This is a genomic window from Fusobacterium perfoetens (assembly GCF_021531595.1).
Lineage (GTDB): Bacteria > Fusobacteriota > Fusobacteriia > Fusobacteriales > Fusobacteriaceae > Fusobacterium_B.
Window position 1 is genome coordinate 40,187 of record NZ_JADYUD010000002.1, and the last position, 25,086, is coordinate 65,272.

At 29.5% G+C, this 25,086-nt stretch carries 25 protein-coding genes, 1 tRNA gene and 1 riboswitch; of the genes, 20 read left to right on the forward strand and 6 right to left on the reverse strand.

Translation table 11 applies throughout. The features are described from left to right. Nucleotides 1-53 precede the first annotated feature (53 nt). Nucleotides 54-878, reverse strand: a complete 825-nt coding sequence (locus tag I6E17_RS01280; protein ID WP_235235042.1) for an Mrp/NBP35 family ATP-binding protein — start codon at nucleotides 876-878, stop codon at nucleotides 54-56. Nucleotides 879-1,221: 343 nt separating this feature from the next. After that, the gene (locus I6E17_RS01285; protein WP_235235043.1) at nucleotides 1,222-1,635 is read right to left on the reverse strand and encodes a hypothetical protein; all 414 of its coding nucleotides are present in this window, start codon (nucleotides 1,633-1,635) and stop codon (nucleotides 1,222-1,224) included. Between the two features lie 203 nt (nucleotides 1,636-1,838). On the opposite strand from I6E17_RS01285, the gene trmFO reads away from it, so the two are divergent. From trmFO to I6E17_RS01330, 9 genes are all read left to right on the forward strand, one after another. Next, nucleotides 1,839-3,140, forward strand: a complete 1,302-nt coding sequence (gene trmFO, locus I6E17_RS01290; protein WP_235235045.1) for a methylenetetrahydrofolate--tRNA-(uracil(54)-C(5))-methyltransferase (FADH(2)-oxidizing) TrmFO — start codon at nucleotides 1,839-1,841, stop codon at nucleotides 3,138-3,140. 12 nt (nucleotides 3,141-3,152) lie between these two features. After that, nucleotides 3,153-4,052 (forward strand): tyrosine-type recombinase/integrase, encoded by a 900-nt coding sequence (locus tag I6E17_RS01295; RefSeq protein ID WP_235235046.1) that lies wholly within the window; start codon nucleotides 3,153-3,155, stop codon nucleotides 4,050-4,052. Between the two features lie 14 nt (nucleotides 4,053-4,066). Further along, the gene (gene hslV / locus I6E17_RS01300; protein ID WP_176829139.1) at nucleotides 4,067-4,600 is read left to right on the forward strand and encodes an ATP-dependent protease subunit HslV; all 534 of its coding nucleotides are present in this window, start codon (nucleotides 4,067-4,069) and stop codon (nucleotides 4,598-4,600) included. 12 nt (nucleotides 4,601-4,612) lie between these two features. After that, a complete protein-coding gene (gene yqeH / locus I6E17_RS01305) occupies nucleotides 4,613-5,728 on the forward strand; it encodes a ribosome biogenesis GTPase YqeH (protein WP_176829140.1) in 1,116 nt (371 codons plus the stop codon). 11 nt (nucleotides 5,729-5,739) lie between these two features. Beyond that, on the forward strand, nucleotides 5,740-6,231 hold the full coding sequence (locus I6E17_RS01310) for a type II secretion system protein (RefSeq protein WP_176829141.1): 492 nt from the start codon (nucleotides 5,740-5,742) through the stop codon (nucleotides 6,229-6,231). Nucleotides 6,232-6,342: 111 nt separating this feature from the next. Next, complete coding sequence (locus tag I6E17_RS01315) at nucleotides 6,343-7,737, forward strand: NAD(P)/FAD-dependent oxidoreductase (protein WP_176829142.1); 1,395 nt, start codon at nucleotides 6,343-6,345, stop codon at nucleotides 7,735-7,737. A gap of 109 nt (nucleotides 7,738-7,846) precedes the next feature. Further along, nucleotides 7,847-7,932 (forward strand) — tRNA-Leu (locus tag I6E17_RS01320). A gap of 197 nt (nucleotides 7,933-8,129) precedes the next feature. Continuing rightward, a complete protein-coding gene (gene ahpC, locus I6E17_RS01325; RefSeq protein ID WP_176829143.1) occupies nucleotides 8,130-8,690 on the forward strand; it encodes an alkyl hydroperoxide reductase subunit C in 561 nt (186 codons plus the stop codon). Between the two features lie 26 nt (nucleotides 8,691-8,716). Further along, the gene (locus I6E17_RS01330; RefSeq protein ID WP_235235047.1) at nucleotides 8,717-10,351 is read left to right on the forward strand and encodes an FAD-dependent oxidoreductase; all 1,635 of its coding nucleotides are present in this window, start codon (nucleotides 8,717-8,719) and stop codon (nucleotides 10,349-10,351) included. 64 nt (nucleotides 10,352-10,415) lie between these two features. On the opposite strand, the gene I6E17_RS01335 is transcribed toward I6E17_RS01330, so the two are convergent. The 4 genes from I6E17_RS01335 to thiD form a co-directional block, all read right to left on the reverse strand. After that, nucleotides 10,416-11,609: a YadA-like family protein gene (locus I6E17_RS01335; protein ID WP_235235048.1), complete on the reverse strand. Its 1,194-nt coding sequence runs from the start codon at nucleotides 11,607-11,609 to the stop codon at nucleotides 10,416-10,418. Between the two features lie 386 nt (nucleotides 11,610-11,995). Then, nucleotides 11,996-12,814, reverse strand: coding sequence for a hydroxyethylthiazole kinase (thiM, locus tag I6E17_RS01340; RefSeq protein WP_176829146.1), 819 nt, complete (start codon nucleotides 12,812-12,814; stop codon nucleotides 11,996-11,998). A 14-nt stretch (nucleotides 12,815-12,828) separates the two neighbouring features. Then, on the reverse strand, nucleotides 12,829-13,452 hold the full coding sequence (gene thiE / locus I6E17_RS01345) for a thiamine phosphate synthase (RefSeq protein WP_176829147.1): 624 nt from the start codon (nucleotides 13,450-13,452) through the stop codon (nucleotides 12,829-12,831). Then, nucleotides 13,445-14,251: a bifunctional hydroxymethylpyrimidine kinase/phosphomethylpyrimidine kinase gene (thiD, locus tag I6E17_RS01350; RefSeq protein ID WP_176829148.1), complete on the reverse strand. Its 807-nt coding sequence runs from the start codon at nucleotides 14,249-14,251 to the stop codon at nucleotides 13,445-13,447. The genes thiE and thiD overlap by 8 nt, the downstream gene beginning before the upstream one ends. Nucleotides 14,252-14,421: 170 nt before the next feature. Between thiD and I6E17_RS01355 the strand changes: the two genes are divergently transcribed. The 11 genes from I6E17_RS01355 (at nucleotide 14,422) to cobM (ending at nucleotide 25,073) form a co-directional block, all read left to right on the forward strand. Further along, the gene (locus tag I6E17_RS01355) at nucleotides 14,422-15,384 is read left to right on the forward strand and encodes a Gfo/Idh/MocA family protein (RefSeq protein WP_235235049.1); all 963 of its coding nucleotides are present in this window, start codon (nucleotides 14,422-14,424) and stop codon (nucleotides 15,382-15,384) included. A gap of 36 nt (nucleotides 15,385-15,420) precedes the next feature. Further along, a riboswitch (cobalamin riboswitch) is annotated at nucleotides 15,421-15,603 on the forward strand. 113 nt (nucleotides 15,604-15,716) lie between these two features. Then, nucleotides 15,717-17,198: a cobyric acid synthase gene (locus I6E17_RS01360; protein ID WP_235235050.1), complete on the forward strand. Its 1,482-nt coding sequence runs from the start codon at nucleotides 15,717-15,719 to the stop codon at nucleotides 17,196-17,198. Between the two features lie 38 nt (nucleotides 17,199-17,236). After that, nucleotides 17,237-18,184: an adenosylcobinamide-phosphate synthase CbiB gene (gene cbiB, locus I6E17_RS01365; protein WP_235235053.1), complete on the forward strand. Its 948-nt coding sequence runs from the start codon at nucleotides 17,237-17,239 to the stop codon at nucleotides 18,182-18,184. A gap of 40 nt (nucleotides 18,185-18,224) precedes the next feature. After that, nucleotides 18,225-19,292: a pyridoxal phosphate-dependent aminotransferase gene (locus I6E17_RS01370; RefSeq protein ID WP_235235055.1), complete on the forward strand. Its 1,068-nt coding sequence runs from the start codon at nucleotides 18,225-18,227 to the stop codon at nucleotides 19,290-19,292. Then, nucleotides 19,289-20,629: a cobyrinate a,c-diamide synthase gene (locus tag I6E17_RS01375; protein ID WP_235235057.1), complete on the forward strand. Its 1,341-nt coding sequence runs from the start codon at nucleotides 19,289-19,291 to the stop codon at nucleotides 20,627-20,629. Before I6E17_RS01370 ends, I6E17_RS01375 begins: the two co-directional genes overlap by 4 nt. Continuing rightward, nucleotides 20,629-21,276 carry a precorrin-8X methylmutase gene (locus I6E17_RS01380; RefSeq protein ID WP_176829154.1) on the forward strand — a complete coding sequence of 216 codons (648 nt, stop codon included), beginning with the start codon at nucleotides 20,629-20,631 and terminating at the stop codon, nucleotides 21,274-21,276. Before I6E17_RS01375 ends, I6E17_RS01380 begins: the two co-directional genes overlap by 1 nt. Continuing rightward, the gene (gene cbiD, locus I6E17_RS01385) at nucleotides 21,276-22,415 is read left to right on the forward strand and encodes a cobalt-precorrin-5B (C(1))-methyltransferase CbiD (protein ID WP_419180971.1); all 1,140 of its coding nucleotides are present in this window, start codon (nucleotides 21,276-21,278) and stop codon (nucleotides 22,413-22,415) included. Before I6E17_RS01380 ends, cbiD begins: the two co-directional genes overlap by 1 nt. Next, complete coding sequence (cbiE, locus tag I6E17_RS01390) at nucleotides 22,402-23,037, forward strand: precorrin-6y C5,15-methyltransferase (decarboxylating) subunit CbiE (protein WP_235235059.1); 636 nt, start codon at nucleotides 22,402-22,404, stop codon at nucleotides 23,035-23,037. The genes cbiD and cbiE overlap by 14 nt, the downstream gene beginning before the upstream one ends. Beyond that, complete coding sequence (gene cbiT, locus I6E17_RS01395; protein WP_235235062.1) at nucleotides 23,037-23,615, forward strand: precorrin-6Y C5,15-methyltransferase (decarboxylating) subunit CbiT; 579 nt, start codon at nucleotides 23,037-23,039, stop codon at nucleotides 23,613-23,615. The genes cbiE and cbiT overlap by 1 nt, the downstream gene beginning before the upstream one ends. After that, the gene (gene cobI, locus I6E17_RS01400; protein ID WP_235235063.1) at nucleotides 23,608-24,327 is read left to right on the forward strand and encodes a precorrin-2 C(20)-methyltransferase; all 720 of its coding nucleotides are present in this window, start codon (nucleotides 23,608-23,610) and stop codon (nucleotides 24,325-24,327) included. The genes cbiT and cobI overlap by 8 nt, the downstream gene beginning before the upstream one ends. Further along, on the forward strand, nucleotides 24,306-25,073 hold the full coding sequence (cobM, locus tag I6E17_RS01405; protein ID WP_235235064.1) for a precorrin-4 C(11)-methyltransferase: 768 nt from the start codon (nucleotides 24,306-24,308) through the stop codon (nucleotides 25,071-25,073). The genes cobI and cobM overlap by 22 nt, the downstream gene beginning before the upstream one ends. Nucleotides 25,074-25,086 lie beyond the last annotated feature (13 nt).

Consider the following 25,086-nt stretch of genomic DNA (forward strand, 5'->3'; position numbering starts at 1 on the left):
ATAAATAAAAAAGCTGATTATCTGAAAATATTCAGACAGTCAGCTTTAAATTTTTATGCTTCGTATTTAGAAGTTTTTTCAATAAGTCTTGTGATGATTTTTTCCATTGCTTCATGAGCAGCATTTTTCTCTCCTGAAGCTATGTAAGGATGTCCACTGTCTCCTGCTTCAACAATGTTTGGAGTCATAGGAACTTTTCCTAAAAATTCAATATTTAAATCTTTAGCAGCTTTTTCTCCGCCACCAGTTTTAAATATATCAATTCTTTCTCCACAGTGAGGGCATACAAATCCACTCATATTTTCAATAATTCCAAGAACAGGCATTCCTATCATTTGAGAGAATTTAACAGATTTTCTTGAGTCAAGTATTGCAACATCTTGAGGAGTTGTAACAATAACACTTCCGTCAAGATCTCCTAATGATTGTGCCATTGTAAGAGGTTCATCTCCTGTTCCAGGTGGAAGGTCTACAACAAGATAATCAAGTTCTCCCCATTTAATATCTCCTAAAAACTGATGAATAGCTCCCATTTTTGCAGGTCCTCTCCAAATAACAGGATCATCTGATGTAGGAAGGAAGAAACTTAGAGAAACAACTTTAAGTTTTCCATCAAGAAGAGAAAGAGGTTCAAATGAAGGCATTTTATATCCTTCTTTTCCAAGCATTAAAGCTATGTTAGGTCCGTGGATATCAGCATCCACAATTCCTACTGTATATCCTTTCATTGCAAGTCCATAAGCGATATTTGTAGACATTGTAGATTTTCCTACTCCACCTTTACCACTCATGACTACTATTTTATGTTTAATTTTTTCCATGTTGCTTTTAACCCTTAAGTCAAGATCGCTCATAGGTTTAGTTCCATGATTAGTCATAATTTTTCATCTCCTCATTTAAATATATTATTTACAAAAATAATCAAATATCATGCTTTATAATTATACTCCTGAAAAGATTTTATGTCAATGTGATGAAGTCACTTTGTTTTGGAGAAAAATAAAAGGGCTGTTACATTTTCTGCTTTATAAAAATAAAATTTTAGAATATTGAAAATATTTTTGTAATTTATGCAGTGAGTTGAACGCTGAAAAATGACACTGTCTGAGTGAAACGAGTTTGTCATTTTTAGTGAAACGAACAATATAAATAAAAAATATTTTCACAAGATAAAATTTTATTTTTATAAATTTGCAACAACCCTTTTTATTTTAATAAAAATTAACCAATAAATTCTTCAAGAGCAAATAAAAGTTCTTCTTTTTTTTCTTCAAAATTTCCAAGTTTTCTTAAATAAACTTCTTCACCAAAAAGTTTTATTTTGAAATCAAGTATTTCCTGAGCAAGATTCTTTTTATTTACTTTTCTTTTATCAAAAAGAAGAGCTCTTTTTTCAAGTTCTCCATCTATATCAATAATAAGCATGTTTTTTTTAAATTCAACTATTTCAACTTCAGATACTCTGTCCATAAATTCTCTGTATTCAAGATTTGCTTTTCTATTTTCTGCATTTATTCTTTTATTTTCAGTTCTTTGTTTTATAGCTTTTTCTTGTAAAATTCTTGTTTGTTTTCTTTTTGCTTTAATTTTTGAGTATGCTTTTCCTTTAGGTTTGTTTTTACTAATAACTTCCATAATACCTCCTCTGAGAATCCTGAAATCATATTTTATCATAAGAAATGTTTTTTAACAAGAAGATAAAGAAATAAAAGTATAAAAACTTCCTATAAAAATTAAAATATAGTATAATAAAATGAATGAATATTGAAAATTTTTAGATAAAGAGGAGGAAAAAGAAGCTGAAGTTTTATAACTATTTTCAGCTGTCTTTAATTTTAATGAATAAAGAAGTAATAATAATCGGAGCTGGACTAGCTGGAAGTGAGGCAGCATATCAGCTGGCAGAGAGAGGAATAAAAGTAAAACTTTATGAGATGAGACCTCTTAAAAGCACAGAAGCACATAAAACAGAAAATTTTGCAGAACTTGTATGCAGTAATTCTCTTGGTGGAGATCATCTTGGAAATGCTTCAGGACTTATGAAAGAAGAGCTTAGAAGAATGGGTTCTCTTCTTGTAAAGGTTGCTGATGAATGCAGAGTTCCTGCAGGACAGGCTCTTGCAGTGGACAGAGAAGGATTTTCAGGAAAGATAACAGAGATTTTAAAAAATCATTCTAATATAGAAGTTATAAATGAAGAGATAACAGAAATCCCAGAAGATAAGATGATTCTTATTGCAAGTGGGCCTCTTACATCAGAAACTCTTTCAAAAAAAATTCAGGAGCTTACTCATGCAGATTATCTATATTTTTATGATGCAGCTGCTCCTATTGTAACTCTTGAATCAATAGATATGGAAAAAGTATATTTTCAGTCTCGTTATGACAAAGGAGATGGAGAATATATAAACTGCCCTATGAATGAAGAGGAATATAAAAAATTTTATGAAAATCTTATAACAGCCGAAAGAGCTCCTCTTAAAAAATTTGAAGAGGAAAAACTCTTTGAAGGATGTATGCCTGTTGAAAGAATAGCAGGAAGAGGAGAAAAAACTCTTCTTTTTGGACCTTTAAAACCTAAAGGGCTTACTAATCCAAGAACAGGAAAAAGAGATTATGCAGTAGTTCAGTTAAGACAAGATGATAAAGAGGGAAGATTATATAATATAGTAGGATTTCAGACAAATCTTAAATTTGGAGAACAGAAAAGAGTTTTTTCTATGATACCAGGTCTTGAAAATGCAGAGTTTATAAGATATGGAGTTATGCATAGAAATACTTTTATAAATTCTACAAAACTTCTTACTCCTATGCTTAATATGAAAGAAAATGAAAATATTTTCTTTGCAGGACAAATAACAGGAGGAGAAGGTTATGTTGCTGCTATGGCAACAGGAATGATTGCAGGAATTAATATGTATAATAAAATAATGGAACTTCCTCCTTTTATTTTAGATGACAGAAGTGCAGTAGGTTCTATGATTAAATATATAACTGAGGAAAAAGATGATTTTCAGCCTATGGGGCCAAACTTTGGAATGATAAGAGCTTTAGAAGGTCCTAAAATAAGAGATAAAAAAGAAAGATACAATAAAATTTCAAATATTGCTTTAGAATATCTTGAAGAAAAATTAAAATAAAAAGGAGAAATTATGGACTTCACTTTATTTGAAAAATATATAAAAGAGTTTCTGTTCTACTCGGAATTTAGTGAAGAAAAGAGCAGAAATACCATAATATCCATAAAAAAAGATTTAGAACAGCTCCTTGAATATCTTGCAGAAGAAAAAGACTTAGAAGATATAACAAAGATTTCTCCTATAATGATAAGAGGATTTCTTGTAAAAATGCAGAAAGATAATATAGGGAAAAGATCTTTGAGCAGGAAGCTTTCATCTGTAAAAACTTTTTTCAGATATCTTAAAAAAAATGGAATAATAAAGATAGATCCTACACAGACAGTATCAGCTCCAAGCTTTCAGGTAGAAACACCTGATATTCTTTCTCTTGATGAAATTCAAAAATTAAGAGATATTATTGATACAAGAAAGTGCAGTGGATTAAGAGACAGACTTATAATAGAGCTTCTTTTTTCTTCAGGAATAACTTCTCAGGAACTTCTTTCTCTTGGGGAAAATGTTTTTAATCTTGAAGAAAGAGAGATGGTCGTAAGCAGTGGAAAAAACAGCAGAGTTGTTTTTTTCAGTGAAACAGCCAGAGAATATTTTAAAAGATATGTAGAAGCTAAAAAAGAAAAATTTAAAGAAAGATATAATCCCGATATTCTTTTTGTAAATAACTCAGCAGGGAGAATAAGTGACCGTTCTTTAAGAAGGCTTATAGACAGATATGCAGCGGCAGCAGGTATAACAAGAGAGATAAGCCCTTATAGTTTCCGTCATACATTTGGAGCATATATGCTTTCACATGGAATGGATATATTCTTTTTAAAAGAACTTTTAGGACATCTTAATATAGAAACAACGAAGATGTATCAAGAAATTATAAAAAAACCAACGATATTAAAGAGTCTTAGAATGCTTGAAGACTAAAAATAGGAGAAAAAATGGATAAGATAAAGGCGACAACTATTGTAGCTGTAAAAAGAGGAAATGATGTAGCAATAGCTGGTGATGGTCAGGTTACTTTTGGAGATACAGTATTTAAATCAAAAGCAAAAAAAATAAGAAAGATAAAAGATTATAATGTTCTTACAGGATTTGCAGGAGGAGCAGCTGATGCTTTTGCTCTTTTTGAAAAATTTGAAGATCATTTGGAAGCTTACAAAGGAAATTTAAAAAAAGCAGCAGTTGAACTTGCAAAAGAATGGAGAAATGATAAGGCATTAAGAGTTCTTGATGCAATGCTTATTGTTGCAGATAAGGAAAATATTCTTGTACTTTCAGGAAATGGAGATATAATTGAACCTGATGAAGATGTAACTGCAATAGGAAGTGGAGGAAGTTATGCTTATGCAGCTGCTAAAGCACTTCTTCTTCATACAGAAATGAATGCTGAAAAAATAGCAGAAGAAGCAATGAAGATAGCATCATCAATATGTATATATACAAATTCTAATATATCTGTTGAAAAAATATAAATGGAGGAATAAATGGCAAAAAAATGTATAGGATGTGGTATTGAACTGCAGGGAGAAGATAAAAATAAAAAAGGTTACCTTCCTCAGTCAGTCCTTGATGGAGACAGTAATGAACTTTATTGTCAAAGATGTTTTAAAATAAAAAATTATGGAGAATATATTCCTGTTGAAATGACAAGAGATGACTACAGACAGGAAGTAAAAAAATCACTTCCTGAAGCTGATGTAGCAATAGCTGTTTTTGATATTATAGATTTTGAAGGTTCTTTTGATGATGAAATTTTAGATGTTTTAAGAGAAATGGATTCAATAGTTGTTGTAAACAAAATAGATCTTATTCCAGATGAAAAACATCCTTCAGAAGTAGCAGACTGGGTAAAGGAAAGACTTGGAGAAGAAGGAATAGCTCCTCTTGATGTGGCTATAGTAAGCAGTAAAAAAGGATATGGTATAAGTGGAATTTTTAAAAAGATAAATTATTTCTATCCTAATGGAGCAAAAGCTATAGTTCTTGGTGTAACAAATGTTGGAAAATCAAGTATAATAAATAGACTTATGGGAAAAAGTGTTGCAACAGAATCAAAATACCCTGGAACAACTTTAAAAAGTTCAAAAAAATCTTTGACTAATGCAAATATTACTCTTATAGATACTCCAGGTCTTATTCCTCAAGGAAGATTTTCAGATTTGGTATGTGAAAAATGTAACCTTGATATTGTTCCTTCAGGAGAAATTTCAAGAAAAACATATAAAGAAGGAAAAGACAGAGTAATTTTTATTGGTGGAATGGTTAAAATGAAAGTTGTAAGCAATGGAGAACTTAAACCAATATTTTCTGTTTATGCTTCAAAAAATGTAACATATCATGATACAAATCCTGAGAAAGCTGCTGAAATGGAAAAAGAAGGAAGAACAGATTTATTTTCTCCTCCTTGTGAAAAATGTGCAGATAAGTATAAAAAAGAAAAAATAGTAACAGAAAAATTTACTGTTGAGTCAGGAGAAGAACTTGTATTTAAAGGTTTAGGATGGGTTTCTGTAAAAAGAGGACCTCTTGAACTTGAAATAACTTATCCTGAAAAAGGAGAAATAATAATAAGAGAAGCTTTTATAAAACCTAAAAGATAGGTGAAAACCAAATGGAAAACAGAGAAAAAAATAAGGGAATAGCAATTATAACAGAACTTGTAATAATTATGGTGATTATTGCCCTTCTTGTTTTTTATGCAGTAATTCCAAATATAAGTGATTTAAAGTATCTTAAAAAAGCTGAGACAGTTCAGAAAGATTTAAAAGAACTGAGAATGGCCTTAGAGGAATATTATCAGCTAACAGGAAAATATCCTGAACTTAGCAGACCAGGAGCATGTGATAATTTAAGAATACTTGATTATGTTGATGAAAAAGGAAGAAAAATTTCTTTTGCAGATATATATAAAAAAAATAAAATAGCTCCTACACAGTCAGCAGAGGGAGTTTATTACAATAACAGAGTTTTTGACAATAATGATTTTAAAAAAATAAATGGACTTGCAGGCTGGAATTATGATTATACAGGACAAACAGGAGAGATTCATGCAAATCTTAAACCTAATACATATTTTCAGGGAGTTGACTGGAGTGAACAGTAAACAAGTTTTTTGCAGAAGGTTGAAATAATAAAGTTTGTCAAAATGTATAATGTATGATAAAATACTTTTTGGTGTTTAAAAAGACAATCTAATTTAATTCGGAGGAAACTAATGAAATATGACATAATTTTTCTTGGGGGAGGTCAGGCTGGAATATTTGGTGCTTATGAAGCAGCAGAAAAAAACAGTCAGCTTAAAATTCTTGTAATTGATAAGGGAAAAATGCTGAAAAATAGAGTATGCCCTAAAGAAACACTTGGAAAATGTGTAAATTGTCCTACATGTGCTATTATTTATGGAGTGAGTGGAGCAGGAGCATTTTCAGATTCAAAATTTAATATGGATTATAAAGTTGGTGGAGATGTTCATACTGTAACAGGAAAAGAGATTGTAAATCAGACAATAAAAGATGTTGTTGATGTATACAGAAAATTTGGATTTAATGAAGAACCAAGTGGATTGAAATACAATTCAACAATGGAAGAAATAAAAAGAAGATGTATTGAACATGGAATACAGCTTGTAGATACTCCTACAATGCACCTTGGAACAGATGGATCAAGAAAACTTTATACAATGCTTGTAGATCATCTATTAGCTAAAGGTGTAGAATTTGCAGTTGAGAGAGAAGCTGAAGAACTTATTATAGAAGATGGAAAAATAAAAGGAGTAAAAGTTTCTTATAAAGGTCAGATGGAAGAATATTATTCAGATAATGTTGTTCTTGGAATGGGAAGAAGCGGAGCTCATAAGGTTATGGATTTATGCCATAAATATGGAGTAAATTATCAGGACGGAGCTATTGATATTGGTGTAAGAGTAGAAATTCCTGATATCATAATGAAGGATATCAATAAAAACTTCTATGAAGCAAAAATGATTTATTATACAAAAACATATAAAGACAAGATGAGAACTTTCTGCAGCAATCCAAGTGGATTCATAGCAGCAGAAAAACATGCAGATGATGTTATCCTTGCAAATGGTCATGCATATAAAGATAAAAAATCTACAAATACAAATCTTGCTCTTCTATGTACAAAAACATTTACAAAACCTTTTGATAAGCCTTTTGAATATGCAACAGCCATTGCAAATCTTTCATCAATGCTTACAGGAGGAAAACTTCTTCTTCAATCTTATGGAGATTTAAAAGAAGGAAAGCGTTCAACAGATGAAAAACTAGAAAGATTAAATATAGTCCCAACAACAACAGATTATGTTGCAGGAGATATTTCTCTTGCTTGTCCTAAGAGAATTCTTGATAATATAATGGAATTTATTGAGGCACATGATAAGATTACTCCTGGATTTGCTTCAGCAGATCTTCTTCTTTACTTTCCTGAAATAAAATTCAGAAGTACAAGAATGGAAATAGATAAAAATATGATGACAAATATAGAAGGACTTTATGCTGCAGGAGACAGTTCAGGTTATGGAAGCGGACTTAATATTGCTGCTGTAATGGGAATACTTGCAGTGAGACATATTCTTACTAAATATTAAAAAACTAAGGGTGCATTTATCTTAAATGCACTCTGTTTTTTTAGAAATAATAAATAAAAAAAAGGTAGAAATAAAAATAAAAAAGGTATATAATCATTTTGTAAATCGTGCAGAAGTGGCGAAATGGTAGACGCGCTGTCTTCAGGCGGCAGTAGGAATTATCCTGTGAGAGTTCAAGTCTCTTCTTCTGCACCATGATAAAAAAATAACTATTTAGGAAATTCAGATGTCAAAAGAGTATATCTGAATTTTTTTATATTAATAAAATACAAAAAAAGTATTTAAAAATTCTTGACAATTTTTATAATAAATTATATAATCAAAATATAAGAAAACCAAAATAAAAATGAATTCAAAATATATAAATTTGAATAAAATAAGGAGGAAATAATATGTCATTAATTGGAAAAAAAGTAAATGAATTTAAAACTATGTCTTACCATAACGGTGAGTTTAAACAAATAACAAGTGAAGATTTAAAAGGAAAATGGAATGTATTTGTATTCTATCCAGCAGATTTTACATTTGTATGCCCTACAGAACTTGAAGATTTAGCAGAGCATTATGATAAATTTAAAGCAGAGGGATGTGAAGTGTATTCTGTTTCTACAGATACTCATTTTGTACACAAAGCATGGCATGATACTTCAGAAAGAATAAATAAAATTAAGTTCCCTATGCTTGCAGATCCTACAGGAAAACTTTCAAGAGATTTTGAAGTTATGATTGAAGAAGAAGGATTAGCTTTAAGAGGAAGTTTTGTAATTAATCCAGAAGGTGTTATTGTTGCTTATGAAGTACATGATACTGGAATAGGAAGAGAAGCATCAGAACTTCTTAGAAAATTACAGGCTGCAAAATTTGTTGCAGAACACGGAGAAGTTTGTCCTGCTAAATGGAGACCAGGAAGCGAGACAATAAAACCTTCTATTGATTTAGTAGGTAAATTATAATTCTCTGTATATAAGGAGAGATTGCTATGAATAAGAAAATATATGATTTAATAGTTATAGGTGGAGGACCTGCAGGACTTACTGCAGGTATCTACGCTGGAAGAGCTATGCTTGATGTTCTTGTTATAGAAAAGGACAGAGCAGGAGGACAGATAAATCTTACAAGTGAAGTTGTAAACTATCCAGGAATAATAGAAACAAGTGGAGAAAAATTTGGAGAAGAATTAAAAAAACAAGCTTTAGGCTTTGGTGTTAATTTTCTTAATGATGAAGTTATTGATATGGATTTAACCAAAGAAATAAAAACTATAAAAACAAAGTCAAAAGAATATAGAGCTTTTTCAGTAGCAATAGCAACAGGAGCTTCTCCAAGAAAATTAGGATTTCCAGGAGAAGAAGAATTTACAGGAAGAGGTGTAGCTTATTGTGCAACTTGTGATGGAGAATTTTTTACAGGACTTGATGTTTTTGTAATAGGAGCAGGTTTTGCTGCAGCAGAAGAAGCAATATTTTTAACAAAATATGCAAAAAAAGTAATTGTAATAGCAAGAGAGCCTGAATTTACATGTGCAAAATCTATTGCAGAAAAAGTTCTAAAAAACCCTAAGATTGAAGTGAAATTTAATACTGAAATTTTAGAAGCATCAGGAGATGTACAGCTTAGAAAAGCACTATTTAAAAATAATATTACTGGTGAAATTTCTGAATACAAAGCAGAAGAGGGACAATCTTTTGGAATATTTGTTTTTATAGGATATGAACCTCAAAGTAAATTATTTAAAAATCATGTAGAACTTGATAGTTATGGATATATTCCTACAGATGAAAACCTTATGACCAATGTCCCAGGAGTATATGCAGTGGGGGACATAAGACCTAAGAAATTAAAGCAGGTTGTAACTGCTGTTGCTGATGGTGCAGATGCTGCAATGAATATTGAAAAATATGTAATTGATTTAAGAGAAAAACTTAATATTAAAAAGGAAGAAAAAGAAATGTCTGAAAAAACTTCAAAAGCTCCTGAGAAGTCAGCTGAGTTTTTAAACAGCACTTTAAAGGAACAGCTGGCAGAGATAGCTTCAAAATTTGAAAATAATATTGAACTTGTTCTTTTAAAAGATTCTTCATTTGAAAAATCTTTTGAAATGGAAATTGCTATAAAAGATATAGCATCAGTATCTGAAAAAATAAAATTTTCATTATATGAAAAAGGAGAAAATCCTGAACTTGAAAAGGCTGTTAATGTAGAAAGATTCCCTACAATAGCAATTCTTGATAAAAATGGAGACTTTTCAGGAATAAAATATTCAACAGTTCCTGGAGGACATGAACTGAACTCTTTTATTCTTGCAATGTACAATGTTGCAGGGCCTGGTCAGAAACTTTCTTCAGAGACTCTTGAAAAAATTTCAGCAATAAAAAGACCTATAAATGTAAAAATTGGTGTTTCTTTAAGCTGTAGTAATTGTCCTGAGACTGTTCAGTCAGTGCAGAGAATAGCAGCAGAAAATAAAAATATACAAGTTGAAATAATAGATGTTTTAACATTCAGAGATTTTAAAGAAAAACATGAAATCATGAGTGTTCCAGCAATGGTTGTAAACGATAGAGGAATATTTTTCGGTCGTAAGAATATAGATGAAGCATTGCATTTCCTATAAATAAAAAATAATTATAAAGGGACTGTTATAAATTTTAAAAATCAACAGTCCCTTTTTATAATGCTTATCTAATTTTAAATCTTACAGATCCCCCAACACCTATAGATGAAGTTTTAACATCATCTGTAGAGACAGAATATTTAGCATTTAATTTAATATTTTCAGCAGGAGAAAAAGCTATTCCTAAGGCAACTCCCTGACTGTTTTCAAAATGTCCCACTCCAGCTCCTATACCTATTTCACCAGGTCTGACATCTTGAAAATCAATAGCTGTCATAGCAGCCATTAATGACATTCCTCTGTTTACTTTATTATCAAGGTTAGAAACTCTTTCATCAAGGTCTTCTAGTTTTGCTCTGTTATTCATTATTTCAGCTTCTTGAGCAGAAATTCTTTCTTCATGATCTGTAAGTGTTTGTGTGTGTACAGATGTTTGACTTTGAAGACTAGCTATATTTTTTATATTTTTTTCATTTTCTGTAATTTTCTTGCTGTTACTTGCAATAGCATCAGAATTATCAGAGATTTTTTTATTATTAGAAATATTTTTTTCACGAATTTCATTAATAGCAGTAGAATTTTTAGTAATTTTATTACTATTTTCTTCAATGCTTTTAGTATTATTAGAAATACTTACAGTATTTGAAGATATTTTATTATTGATAACACTTTCAGATTTTTGCCTGTCATCAATTTCTTTTTTTATATTTTCAGAATTTGTAGAAATAAATTTAGAGTTTTTTTCAATATTATTTTCATTTTCTTTTATGGCTTTAATGTCGTTAGAAATAAGATTAATTTTTTTTGTATTTTCTTGAATAGTGTTATTATTCTTTTGGATATTTTGAGAATTTGTAGAAATATTTGAAGTATTTGAAATAATATTTTTTTGATTGCTTTCAATTTTTATATTAATATTTTCTAATTTAGAATTAATATTATTTATATTTTCAGTAGCAGTTTTTACATTTTTTTCATGTTCTGTTACTTTATTTTCAAGCTCTTGAGCTTTTGAATTTATATCAGTAAGAAATTCAGTATGTTTATCAATAAGATCAGAATGACTGTTTACAACATTTTGAGTATTTGTAAGATCATTGGATAATAGTTTAGATGATGGAAAAAATATCCATTTACTTGGTTTATGTTGAGTAACTTTTGAAGATGGTCCAAGATTTTCTAATTCAGTACCTATTGATAATGTAGTTTCAGTAATAAAAATAAAGCTTAGTAATAAAAGTGAAAATTTCTTTTTCATATATTCCTCCTAAAAAAATTGTAAGTAAAAAAATCAGATAAGTTATCTGATAAAATAAACTATGTAAGATTATGTAAGTAGAAAATATCAAAATATTTGGTAAATTGTATAGAGTGTTTAAAAATGTTTTTTGACAGGTTTATTTTATTAAAAATTTTTAATAAAATAAACACACCAAAAAATATATTTTTCAAACAAGCTAAGTATATCAATGTTTTTTGAAAGAGTCAAATAAAAATTTAACTTAGTTAAAAAATATTAAAATCGTGGTTTTTTATGATCATTTTTTACTTTTTTCAAACAAAAAAATAGAAAGTCAAAAAATAAAACTTCAAATCTGAAAATTATTTTTTGACTTTGCTGTATTTTTTATTTTTATAAAATTTTTATGAAAGTTCTATATTTTCACTTTCCATAAATCTATCTGCTGTCATATTACAAATTGTATCAAGAATTTCAGTTCTTATAGTTCCGTTTCCACTTCCTACAGAATAATGTTCTTCAGCTTTTTCTCCTGCTATTCCCATCATAGCAACAGCAGCTGCAGCTGCTGTAAAATAATCTCTTACAGCTCCACAGGCACTTCCAACAAGAGAAGCAGTCATACATCCAGTTCCTGTAACTTTTGCAAGAATAGGAGTACCATTATTAATTTTTGCAACTCTGTGTCCATCACTTACAATGTCTTGCTTTCCAGTAACAGCAATGACAGTATCATATCTTTTAGCAAGAGCTTTTGCTATTTCAGCTCCATTTTCTAAATCTTCAGCTGAATCTACACCTCTGTTTTCAGAGTTTTGAATTCCATATATAGATTTAATTTCAGCCATATTTCCTTTTATAACTGCAAAATGTACACCTGCAAGAAGTTTTTCAACAAGTTCTTTTCTTGCTTTTGTTGCTCCTGCTCCAACAGGATCAAGAATAACAGGTTTTCCAAGTTTATTTGCAATTTGTCCTGCTTTAACAACACTTTCTCTCATTTGTTTATCCATTGTTCCTATATTAATAACAAGTGATGAAGCAAAAGAAAGAATATCTTCAAATTCCTCTTCACAAAAAGACATAAGAGGAGAAGCTCCTACTGCAAGGGTAATATTTGCACAATCGTTTATTGTAACTGTATTTGTAATATGAAAAACAATAGGTTGTTTTTCTCTTATGCTTGTAATAACATTTCCAAGCTGTTCTCTTTCAAATTCCATTTTTGCCTCCTGTATTATTTTATAAAAGAAAGTAAAGTTTTTGAAGCCTTTTCAATATCCTCTTTTCCAAGTATTTCAGATATTACAGCAACACCACAGACTCCAGTTTTCATAACTTCTTTTATATTATCAAGATGTATTCCTCCTATGGCAACACTTGGAATTTTCACACTATGAGCTATAATTTCTAAATTTTTAAGTCCAAGAGGCTCATTTATATCTTTTTTACTTCCTGTATAAAAAACAGTTCCTATTCCAAGATAATCAGCTCCTCCTGCTTCAGCTTTAAGAGCTTCCTCAACACTTCCTACAGAAACTCCTATTATTTTATCTTTTCCAAGTATTTTTCTTGCTTCTTCCAAAGATTCATCGCTTTGACCTATATGAACTCCCTCAGCATCAATTTCTTTTGCAATTTTAACATTATCATTTATGATTAAGGGAATATTATATTTTTTAGTAACTTTTTGAAGTTCTTTTGCAATCTCAAGAAACTTTTCATCATTTATAAATTTTTCTCTCAGCTGAATAACAGTTGCTCCTCCTTTTATACTGTCTTCAACAGCTTTATAAAGATTTCTGTTTCCAAGAATATCTCTGTCAGTAACAAGATAAAGAGAGTAATCTATCTTATTCATATTTGACTCCAGCTTTCTTATATAAGTCTACAAAATGTCCTACAGGACCTACTCCATGTCCTATAGGGAAAGAATTTCTGATAGCTTCAGTGATATATTCTTTTCCTAATCTTACAGCTTCCTCAACAGAGTGTCCTTTTCCTATAAGAGAAGCAATAGTTGATGAAAGTGTGCATCCTGTTCCATGTGTATTTTTAGTGTCAATTCTTACACCAGGGAATTTAACAACTTTTCCGTCAGCAAGAAGAAGAACATCAGTACAGTTATCAAGTCTGTGTCCACCTTTCATAAGAACATTTTTAGCTCCAAGTTTTTGAATTCTTTTTGAAGCTTCTATCATATCATCTTCATTTTTGATTTCCATTCCTGCAAGAATTTCTCCTTCAGGTATATTTGGAGTTACAAGTTCTCCAAGAGAGATAAATTTTTTTAGTTCTTCAATAGCCTCATCTTTTAATAATTTATATTCACTTTTTGAAACCATTACAGGATCAATAACAATATTTTTAGCATTATATTTTTTAAGAGCCTCTCCAATAGTTCTTATTATTTCACTGCTTGAAAGCATCCCAATTTTAACACTGTCAACTTCTATATCTTCAAATATTACTTTTATTTGTTGTTCTATTATATCTTTTGAGATTTCCTGAACTCCGAAAACTCCCATAGTATTTTGAGCAGTTACAGCTGTAATAACACTCATACCGTATACTCCCATTGCACTCATTGCTTTTAAGTCTGCTTGTATTCCTGCTCCTCCACAAGAATCAGAACCAGCTATAGTCAAAACTTTTTTCATCTTATCCTCCTTGCAACAATAAATAGATTTTTCATATCTTTAAAGATATTTTATCATGTTTTTGAAAAAAATATTAAATATTTGTAAAATAAAAGAATAAATCTTTAATAAATTTTTTTACTGTGATAATATATTTTAAAAGATATATTTTTAAAGAAGGGTGATGTTATATGGTAAGATTTGGGATTATAGGTACAAATTGGATAAGTGGAGATTTTATAGAAGCAATAAAAATAACAGAAGGTGCTGAAGTAAAAGCAGTTTATTCAAGAAAAAGGGAGACAGCTGAAGAATTTGTAAAAAAGTATAATATAGAAAACTGTAGAATATTTACAGATCTGGAGAAAATGGCAGAATCAGAAGAGATAGATGCTGTTTATGTAGGATCACCTAATTCACTTCATAGCAGTCAGTCAATTTTATGTTTAAAAAATAAAAAACATGTTATTTGTGAAAAACCTATAGCAACAAAAGTTGAAGATTTTGATAAGATGACAGCTATTGCAGAAGAAAATAATGTAACATTAATGGAGGCAATGAAAACAACTTTTCTTCCAAACATTCAAGCAGTGAGAGAAAATATAGGAAGAATTGGAGATATAAGAAATATAACTGCAAATTTCTGTCAATATTCTTCAAGATATGACCTTTTGAAAAAAGGAGAAGTGACAAATGTTTTTAATCCTGAGTTTGATGGGGGATCAGCTTTTGATATAGGAGTGTATCCACTTTATTTTGTTCTGTCACTTTTTGGAATTCCAAAATCATATACAGGAAGTAATATTTTTTTAAGTTCTGGGGTTGATGGAGCAGGTAATATAATTTTAAATTATGGAGATAAAATAGCTTCAGTTATTTATTCAAAAATAACTGAAACTAATATTCCAAGTGAAATTTTAGGAGAAAAAGGAAGTATTGTTATAAATCACATTTCAACTGCTGATAAAGTTGAAATTATTCCGAGAAACGGAGAGAAAGAAGATATCTCATGTGTTCAGGAAAAAAATCAGATGATTTATGAGCTTAAAGAATTTATTTCTCTAATAAAAAAAGGAGAAATAGAATCTAAAATAAATAGTTTTGAGCTTTCAAGAAAGTCAGTTGAAATTTTGTCTTATGTAAGAAAAATATAATTTGACTAGAGTATGAAAGTTTATGTATACTAAAAATAGAATAGAAGTTTTTACGGTTCATGAAAATGATTAATAGGGAAGATGAGTGTAATTCTCACACGGTCCCGCCACTGTAAGAATGATGAAAGCAGCATATTACCACTAAAGATTTTTCTTTGGGAAGGGCTGTAAGTAAGATGAATTTAAGTCAGGAGACCTGCCGTATAAAACCTTTTACAACCTGCGAGGACGGGGAGTATTTATTATTCAGATTATAAAAGTCCTTCTTTTTGTATTGGAAGGATTTTTTTTATTATTGTTCATAATATATTAGCAGAAATGAGGAAATTTTTATGAAAAAAAATAAAAATATAATGATACTTGGAACATCTTCAGGAGCTGGAAAAAGTATTACAGCAGCAGGACTTTGCAGAGTTTTTTATAAAAATGGCTGGAAGGTAACTCCTTTTAAAGCACAGAATATGGCTCTTAATTCATATGTTACAAAAGATGGATTGGAAATAGGGCGTTCTCAGGGAGTTCAGGCAGCTGCATGTAAAATTGAGCCTGAAGGATATATGAATCCTCTTCTGCTTAAACCTTGTGGAAATAATCAGATTCAGATAATTTTAAATGGAAAGCCTGTGGGAAATATGAGTGGATATGATTTTTCAAAAGAAAAACCAAAGTATAAAGAGCATATTTTAAAAGCTTATAAAAAAACAGAAAAATTTGATATCTGTGTTCTTGAAGGAGCAGGAAGTCCTGTTGAAATAAATATTAAAGAAAATGATTTAGTGAATATGGGAATGGCTGAAATGGCAGATGCTCCTGTTATTCTTGTAGCCGATATAGACAGAGGGGGAGTTTTTGCTTCTGTTGTAGGAACGATGGTTCTTCTTGAGCCTCATGAAAGAGAGAGAGTAAAAGGAATTATTATAAATAAATTCAGAGGAAGAAAAGACATGCTTCTGTCAGGAATAAAAAAACTTGAGGAGATAATAAAAGTTCCTGTTCTTGGCATAATTCCTTATTTTGATGTTGATATTGAAGATGAAGACAGGGTTACAGAAAGATTAAGAAAAGAAAAAGGAAAAGCAATAAATGTTGCTGTTATAAACTTAAATCATCTTTCAAATTTTACAGATATAGATCCTTTAAAAAAACAAGAAGATGTGGGAGTATCATATACAGACAATCCTTATGAACTTGATGATGCAGATATAATAATTATTCCTGGTTCTAAAAATACTATAAGTGATATGGAATTTATAAGAGAAAAGGGAATAGATAAAAAAATTAAAGAGCTTCATCAAAAAGGAAAAATAATAATAGGGATTTGTGGAGGATTTCAAATTCTTGGAAAAGAACTGTGTGATAAAGATGGAGTTGAAGGAAATCCAAGAACAGTAAAGGGAGTAGGTCTTTTTAATATGACTACAGTTTTTTCAGAAGGAAAAACAACAACTCAATATAGAGGAAAACTGAAAAATACAGAAGGAATTTTACAAGGAATGGATGGTTGTGAAATTTTTGGATATGAAATTCATCAGGGAATAAGTTTTTCTGAAACAGAAAACTCTCTTACAGATGATAAATTTATAAAAGCTATTGTAAAAGAAAATATATTTGGGACATATATACATGGAATTTTTGAAAATAATTGCATTACAGAAAGAATTCTTAATATAGTGAGAGAGAAAAAAGGAATGTCTTATAAATTTTTAAAAGAAAGTTATGAAGAATACAGAGAAAAACAATTTGATAAACTTGAAAAAATAATGAGAGAAAATATTGATATTGAAAAAATTTATGAGATTATATTTAAAAAATAAAGTAAGTAATATTAAATTTAGTGAAAGAATGTGATTTTATGGATTTTGTAATAAAGTATTTAATAGCTTATATTTTTGATTTAATTTTTGGGGATCCTGAATGGTTTCCTCATCCAGTTAGATTTATAGGGAAATTTATAAATTTTCTTGAAAAACATCTTTATAATTTAAAAAATAAAACTTTCTGGGGGGGAGTGACAGCTTTTTTAGTAATATCAGTTTCTGTATTAATTTCATATTTTTTAGCTGGGATATCTAAGTATATTGAAATATTTTTCCTTTATACAACTCTTGCTGGGAAATGTCTTGCTGATGAAGGAATAAGAGTATATAAAATTTTAAAATCAGGGGATTTAGAAGATGCTAAGAAAAAGCTCTCTTATCTTGTAAGCCGTGATACAGAAAAAATGGATAATAGACAGATAATAAGAAGTATTCTTGAAACATTCAGTGAAAACTCAGTTGATGGAATAATTTCTCCTATGTTTTTTGCTTTTGCAGGAAGTTTTTTTACAGTGAAAGGAGTTTCACTTGCTCTTCCTTTTGCTATGGGATATAAAGCGATAAATACTCTTGATTCTATGCTTGGTTATAAAAATGAAAGATACATAAATTTTGGAACTGTATCAGCAAAAATTGATGATATAGCAAATTTTATTCCTGCAAGAATAGCTGGTGCTTTTCTTATACCAACAGCAGCTTTTTTTACAGGATTTAACTGGAAAGAATCTTTTAAGATTTTTTTAAGAGATAGACATAATCATGCAAGTCCTAATTCAGCTCATGGAGAATCAGCTTTTGCAGGAGCTTTAGGAGTTCAGTTTGGAGGAAAAACAAAATATTTTGGAGTAGTTTATGATAAGCCAACAATAGGGGATAAGATAAAAGATTTTGAACTTAATGATATTTTAAGAGGAAGAAAACTTTTATATGGAACTTCTGCTATTGGAATAATATTTTTTTCATTATTAAGAATTGTTATATAAAATATTTCAATAATCTTTGTTTAATAGATGGAGGAAAACTGTGGAAATTCATGGAGGAAATATATATAAATTGCAGAGAGAGGGAAGAAAAGATATACTTGATTACAGCTCAAATATTAATCCTCTCGGAGTTCCTGAAAGTTTAAAAAAGGCTGTTTTAGAAAATTTCTTACTTTTAGAAAGATATCCTGATATAGATTATACAGAATTAAGAGAAAAGATAGGAAAGTATAATAATATACCTGCTGAAAATATTATTGTAGGAAATGGTGCAACAGAAGTCCTTTTTCTTTATATGAAAGCTTTAAAGCCTAAAAAAGTTTTAATTGCAGCTCCAACATTTGCAGAATATGAAAGAGCTTTAAAAAATATTGATTGTATAATTGATTTTTTTCAAATGAAAGAGGAAAATAATTTTGTTTTAGATAAAGAAAATTTTATGAAAAAAGCAGCTGAATATGATTTAGCTGTTATTTGTAATCCAAATAATCCAACAGGAAAATTTATTTTAAAAGAAAATATATTTGAAATAAATGAATATCTTGAAAAATCAAATACAAAACTTTTTATAGATGAATGTTTTATAGAATTTATAAAAGGTTGGGAAGATAAAACAGCTGCAGGGTTTAAGTCTGAAAATATTTTTATACTGAGAGCTCTTACAAAATTTTTTGCTCTTCCTGGATTAAGACTAGGATACGGGATAGTTTTTAATAAAAAAATAAGAGAGGAAATAAATAATATAAGAGAACCATGGAGTGTAAATGCTTTTGCAGACCTAGCAGGAAAAGTTATTTTAAACGATGAAGAGTATATAAAAAATACTGAAAAATGGATTGCAGAAGAAAGAGAGTGGTTTACAAAAGAATTAAAAAAATTTGAAAATAATAAAATAATAAAAGTTTATGAGACAGAAACAAATTTTATTTTAATAAAGTTATATAATAAAACAGCAGAAGAATTTAAAAATATGATGACTGAAAAAAATATACTTGTCCGTAATGCTTCAAATTTTAAATTTCTTGATAAAAGTTTTGTAAGACTAGCAATAAAAGACAGAGATAAAAATGAAAAAGTAATAAAAGCTATGAAAGAGGTTTTAAAATGAGAGGATTTCTTATTGCAGGAACAAATAGTGGAATAGGGAAAACAACAGTTTCAATGGGGCTTATGGCATGTTTTGAAAATGTTTCTCCTTTTAAAACAGGACCTGATTATATAGATGGAAAATTTCATGAATATGTTACAGGAAATAAAAGTTATAATCTTGATTACTTTTTAATGGGAGAAGATGGAATAAGAGAAAGCTTTTTAAAACATACAGAAAATTTTGCTATAGTTGAGGGAGTGATGGGACTTTATGATGGAATGGATAACTCTCTTGATAATGGAAGTTCTGCTCATACAGCAAGAATATTAAATCTTCCTGTTATTCTTGTTGTAGATGGAAAAGGAAAAAGCACAAGTATTGCAGCCCAGGTTATGGGATATGTAAATTTTGACAGAAGAGTTAATGTAGCAGGAGTAATTATAAACAGAATTTCAAGTGAGAAAACTTATAAAATTTTAAAGGAAGCTGTAGAAAGATATTGTAATACAAAATGTTTTGGTTATATTCCTGAGCTTAAAGAAGTCTCTGTTTCAAGCAGACACCTTGGGCTTATGCAAGCTCATGAAGTAAAAGATTTGAAAGAGAAGATAGAATTTTTAAAAAATGAAATAAAAAAGACTGTTGATATTCAAGGGATTTATAAAGTTTCAGAATTTATTCCAAATTATTCTTTAAAAAATTTATTTTTTTATAATAAAAATAAATATAAAGGACTTAGAATAGGAATTGCAAAAGACAGTGCTTTTTCATTTTATTATAATGATAATATAGAATTTCTTCAAAATACAGGAGCAGAAATAGTATATTTTTCTCCTTTAATGGATAAAAAAATTCCTGAAAATATTAATATGCTCTATTTTGGAGGGGGCTATCCTGAAATTTATTCTGAAGAACTTTCAAAGAATATTTCAATGATAAATTCAGTGAAGGATTTTTATAATAAAGGAGGAGTTATTTATGGCGAATGTGGAGGATTTATATATCTTTCAGATAAACTTATAACTTTTTTTGGAAAAGAATATTCTTTTGTAGGTCTTACAGGAAATATAATTGAAATGAGAGAAAAACTAGATATAGCTAGATTTGGATATATAAATATAGAATATAAAGAGAATATATATGGAAGAGGGCATGAATTTCATTATTCAAAAATAAAAAAAGAGGGAGAGGAAAGAAAAGAATTTAAAATAGAAAAACCTAATGGAAGAAAATGGGAATGTGGTTTTTCTTCAAAAAATCTTTTGTGTGGTTATCCTCATATTCATTTTTTTAAAAGCAGTGGTATAATTTTTGACCTTATGGACAGAGCATTGAAAAACAAGGAGAAGATGTAATGGGAGATTATATAAAAAAGCCTGAAGATATAGAAAAAAGAAGTTTTGAGATAATAACAGAGGAACTTGGAAAAAAATCAGAAAAATTTACAAATCAGGAACTTCCAATAGTAAAAAGAGTTATTCATACAACAGCAGATTTTGAATATGCTGATCTTATTGAATTTATAAATAATCCTGTAAAATTTGGTGCAGGAGCACTTTCAAAAGGGTGTAAAATTTACTGTGATACAAATATGATAGTAAATGGACTTAGTAAAATAATTTTAAAAAAATATAACTGTGTTCCTTATTCTCTTGTAAGTGATGAAAAAGTTGCAGAGGAAGCTAAAAAAAGAGGAATTACAAGATCAATAGTTGGAATGGAACATGCAGGAAAAGATAAGGAAACTAAAATCTTTCTTATAGGAAATGCTCCTACAGCTCTTTATAAATTAAAAGAAATGATTGAAAAAAAAGAAATAGAAAAACCCTCTCTTGTAGTAGGAGTTCCAGTAGGATTTGTAGGTGCTAAAGAGTCAAAAGAAGTATTTAAAAATACAGGAGTCCCTTATATTACAGTAAATGGCAGAAAGGGAGGAAGTACAGTTGCAGTATCTATACTTCATGGGATTTTGTATCAGATTTATAAGAGAGAGGGATTTTAGTGAAAAAATTAAAATCAGGTTATACTACAGGAGCATGTGCTACTGCCTGTGTAAAAGCTGCTCTTTTGGCTGTCCTTGATAATAAAAATATAGAAACAGCAGAAATAGAAGCCTTAAATGGAGAAACTTTAAAGATTCCTATAAAAAAAGTAAAAAAAAGAAAAAATTCAGCTACTGCAGTTGTAGAGAAATATTCAGGTGATGATCCTGATGTTACAAATGGAATAGATATTTGTGTAAAAATTAAAATACTTGAAAAAAACAGAGAATTTCCTCAAATAAAAAAGGGATATTATTTTAACAATATTTTAATTTATGGAGGGTATGGAGTAGGAGTTGCCACAAAAAAAGGACTTCAGTGTCCTGTAGGAAAATCAGCTATAAATCCTGGTCCTCTTAAGATGATAGAAAATACTGCTGTAGAAATAATTCAGGAAAGAAATATTAGAGCAGAAATAATAATATATATCCCTTCAGGAAAAGAAAAAGCAAAAAAAACTTTTAATGAAAAATTAGGAGTTATAGGTGGACTTTCTGTTTTAGGTTCAACTGGAATATTAAACCCTATGAGTGAAGAAGCTCTTAAAAATTCTCTTTATACAGAACTTAAAGTTTTAAAGGAAAATAGAGGTGGAGATTTTGTAATTTTTTCTTTTGGAAATCATGGAAAAAAATATTGTGAAGAACATGGACTTAATACAGAAAGAATAATTGTGATGAGCAATTATGTTGGTTTTATGCTTGAGAGCGCAGCAGAATTGGGATTTAAAAAGATTTTTCTTGTCGGGCATATAGGAAAGGCAGTTAAAATTGCAGGAGGAATATATAATACTCACAGCAGAACAGCAGATTGCCGTATGGAAATTATGGGAGCAAATGCTTTTCTTATAGGAGAAAGTTATGAGAATATAATGAAAATTTTAAAATCAAATACAGTTGAAGAAGCTTGTGAATATGTAGAGAAAAAAGAGCTTTTTAATTTGATAGCAGATAAGGCAGCACAAAAATCAAAAGAATATGTAAGAGATGAAAAAATAGAGTGTGAAGTCATGCTTTTTGCTTTCAGTGGAAAAGAACTTGGACACAGTAAAGGATTTTATAGACTTTTAAATGAGGTGCAGAAAAGTGAAGAAGATTAATGTTGTAGGTCTTGGAACTGGGAATATAGATTATCTTACAGGAGCAGGAATAAAATGTATAAAGTCTGCTGATATAGTTATAGGAGGAGAGAGACAGCTTGAAGATATATCTTCACTTTTAAATTTATCACAAGAAAAATATATTTTAAAAAAACTTTCAGATACAGTGGAATATGTACAGGAAAAAATATCTGAAAAAGAAATAACTGTAGTAGTTTCAGGGGATACAGGGTTTTACAGTTTTTTGAATTATCTTAAAAAGACAGTCCATAACGGAGTTTTTAATGTAGTTCCAGGTATATCATCTTTTCAGTATCTTTTTGCTAAATTGGGAGAGACTTGGGAACATTATAATTTATACAGTGTTCATGGAAGAGAGATTGATATTCCAGAAGCTTTAAAAAACAGTACTGCAGGTATTATTCTGCTTACAGATGATAAAAATTCTCCTTATTATATAGGAAGGATTTTGATAAAAAATAATTTTTCAAATATAAAAATGATAGTTGGGGAAAGGCTTTCGTATCCTGATGAAAAAATAACAGAATTTTATGCAAGAGATATTGAAGAGCATAAAAGAGATTATAAAATGAATGTGCTTATTTTAAAAAAGGAGAAATAATGGGGCATATAGCAGATAAAGAATTTATAAGAGGGGAAGTTCCCATGACAAAACAAGAAATAAGAGCTGTGTCTGTAGCAAAGTTAAGATTAGAAAAAGACTCAGTTCTTATTGATGTGGGAGCTGGAACAGGATCAGTTGGAATAGAGGCAGCTACATATATTTCTTTAGGAAAAGTCTATGCCATAGAGAAAAAATCTGAAGGAATAGAACTCATAAAAGAAAACATAAAGAAATTTAGTATAAAAAATTTGGAAGTAATACAAGGTACAGCTCCTGATGACTTGAGTATCAAAAAATTTAACAGAATGTTTGTGGGGGGTTCATCTGGAAGACTTGATTCAATAGTTGAATATTTTATAAAATATTCTGATGAAAAAAGTATTATTGTTATTAATGCTATAACTTTGGAAACTATTTCAGAAATAAAAAATATATTTGAAAAATATAAAATAACAAACAGTGAAATTATAAATATGAGTGTAGCCAGAGGGAAAAAAATAGGAAATTATACAATGATGTATGGAGAGAATCCAATTTACATAGTAACAGGAGAAAAAGGAGATTTTAATGAGTAAATTTTATGGAATAGGAGTTGGAGTAGGAGATCCTGAAATGATAACTATAAAAGCAGTGAATGCTTTAAAAGAATTAGATATAGTAATAGTTCCTGATGCAGGAAGAGATTTTGAAAGTACAGCCTATTCAATAGCTAAAAATTATCTTAAAGAGAACTGCACAATTATTAATATGGAATTTTCAATGAATCCAGATATAAAGAAAAGGCAGGAAGAAAGAATTAAAAACAGTAAAATTGTTGAAGAATATTTAGATACAGGAAAGAATGTAGGATTCTTAACAATAGGAGATCCTATGACTTTCAGTACTTATGTATATCTTCTTGAAAATATTTCAGATTTTCATGAAGTTGAAACAATAGCTGGAATTTCTTCCTTTGCTGATATGAGTTCAAGATTTAATCTTCCTCTTGTAATGGGAAATGAAACTTTAAAAGTTGTTCCTCTTCATAAAAAGTGTGATATAAAAAAAGAAATAGAAAGTGCAGATAATATTGTTTTTATGAAAGTGGCTCTTAAATTTAAAGAACTTAAAGAAGCTATAAGAGAAACAGGAAATATGAACAATGTTTTAATGGTATCTGAATCAGGAAAAGAAAGTCAAAAAATTTATTTTAATCTTGATGAAGTTGACAGTGAAAATGTACCATATTTTTCTACAATGATTTTAAAAAAAGGAGGAGTGGAAAAATGGAAAAAGTTTATTTCATAGGTGCTGGCCCTGGAGATCCAGAACTTATTACAGTAAAAGGGCAGAGAATTATAAAAGATGCAGATGTTATAATATATGCAGGTTCTCTTGTGCCTAAAGAAGTAATAGACTGTCACAAAGAGGGAGCTGAAGTTTATAACAGTGCTGTTTTAAATCTTGAAGAAGTTATGGATATAATGATAACTGCAGCAAAAAATAATAAAAAAATAGCAAGAGTACATACAGGAGATCCTGCTATATTTGGAGCTCATAGGGAACAAATGGATATTCTTGATGAAAATGGAATAGAATACGAAGTTATACCAGGAGTAAGTTCATTTCTTGCAGCAGCTGCAGCAGTAAAAAAAGAGTTTACTCTTCCAGATGTAAGTCAGACAGTAATATGTACGAGACTTGAAGGAAGAACTCCTGTTCCTGAAACAGAAAGCCTTGAAAGCCTTGCTTCACATAAAGCATCAATGGCAATATTTTTATCAGTGCAGATGATAGATGAAGTTGTAAAAAAACTTCTGGTTCATTATTCTCCAGATACTCCAATTGCTGTTGTTCAGAGAGCAACATGGGAAGATGAAAAAATATTAATGGGAACTCTTGAAAACATAAGTAAAAAAGTAAAGGAAGAGGGAATAAATAAAACAGCACAAATTCTTGTAGGCCGTTTCCTAGAAGAAAAATCAAACTATTCAAAATCAAAACTTTATGATAAATATTTTACTCACGAATATAGAACAGGGATAAAAAAATAATAAAGGCAGGAAG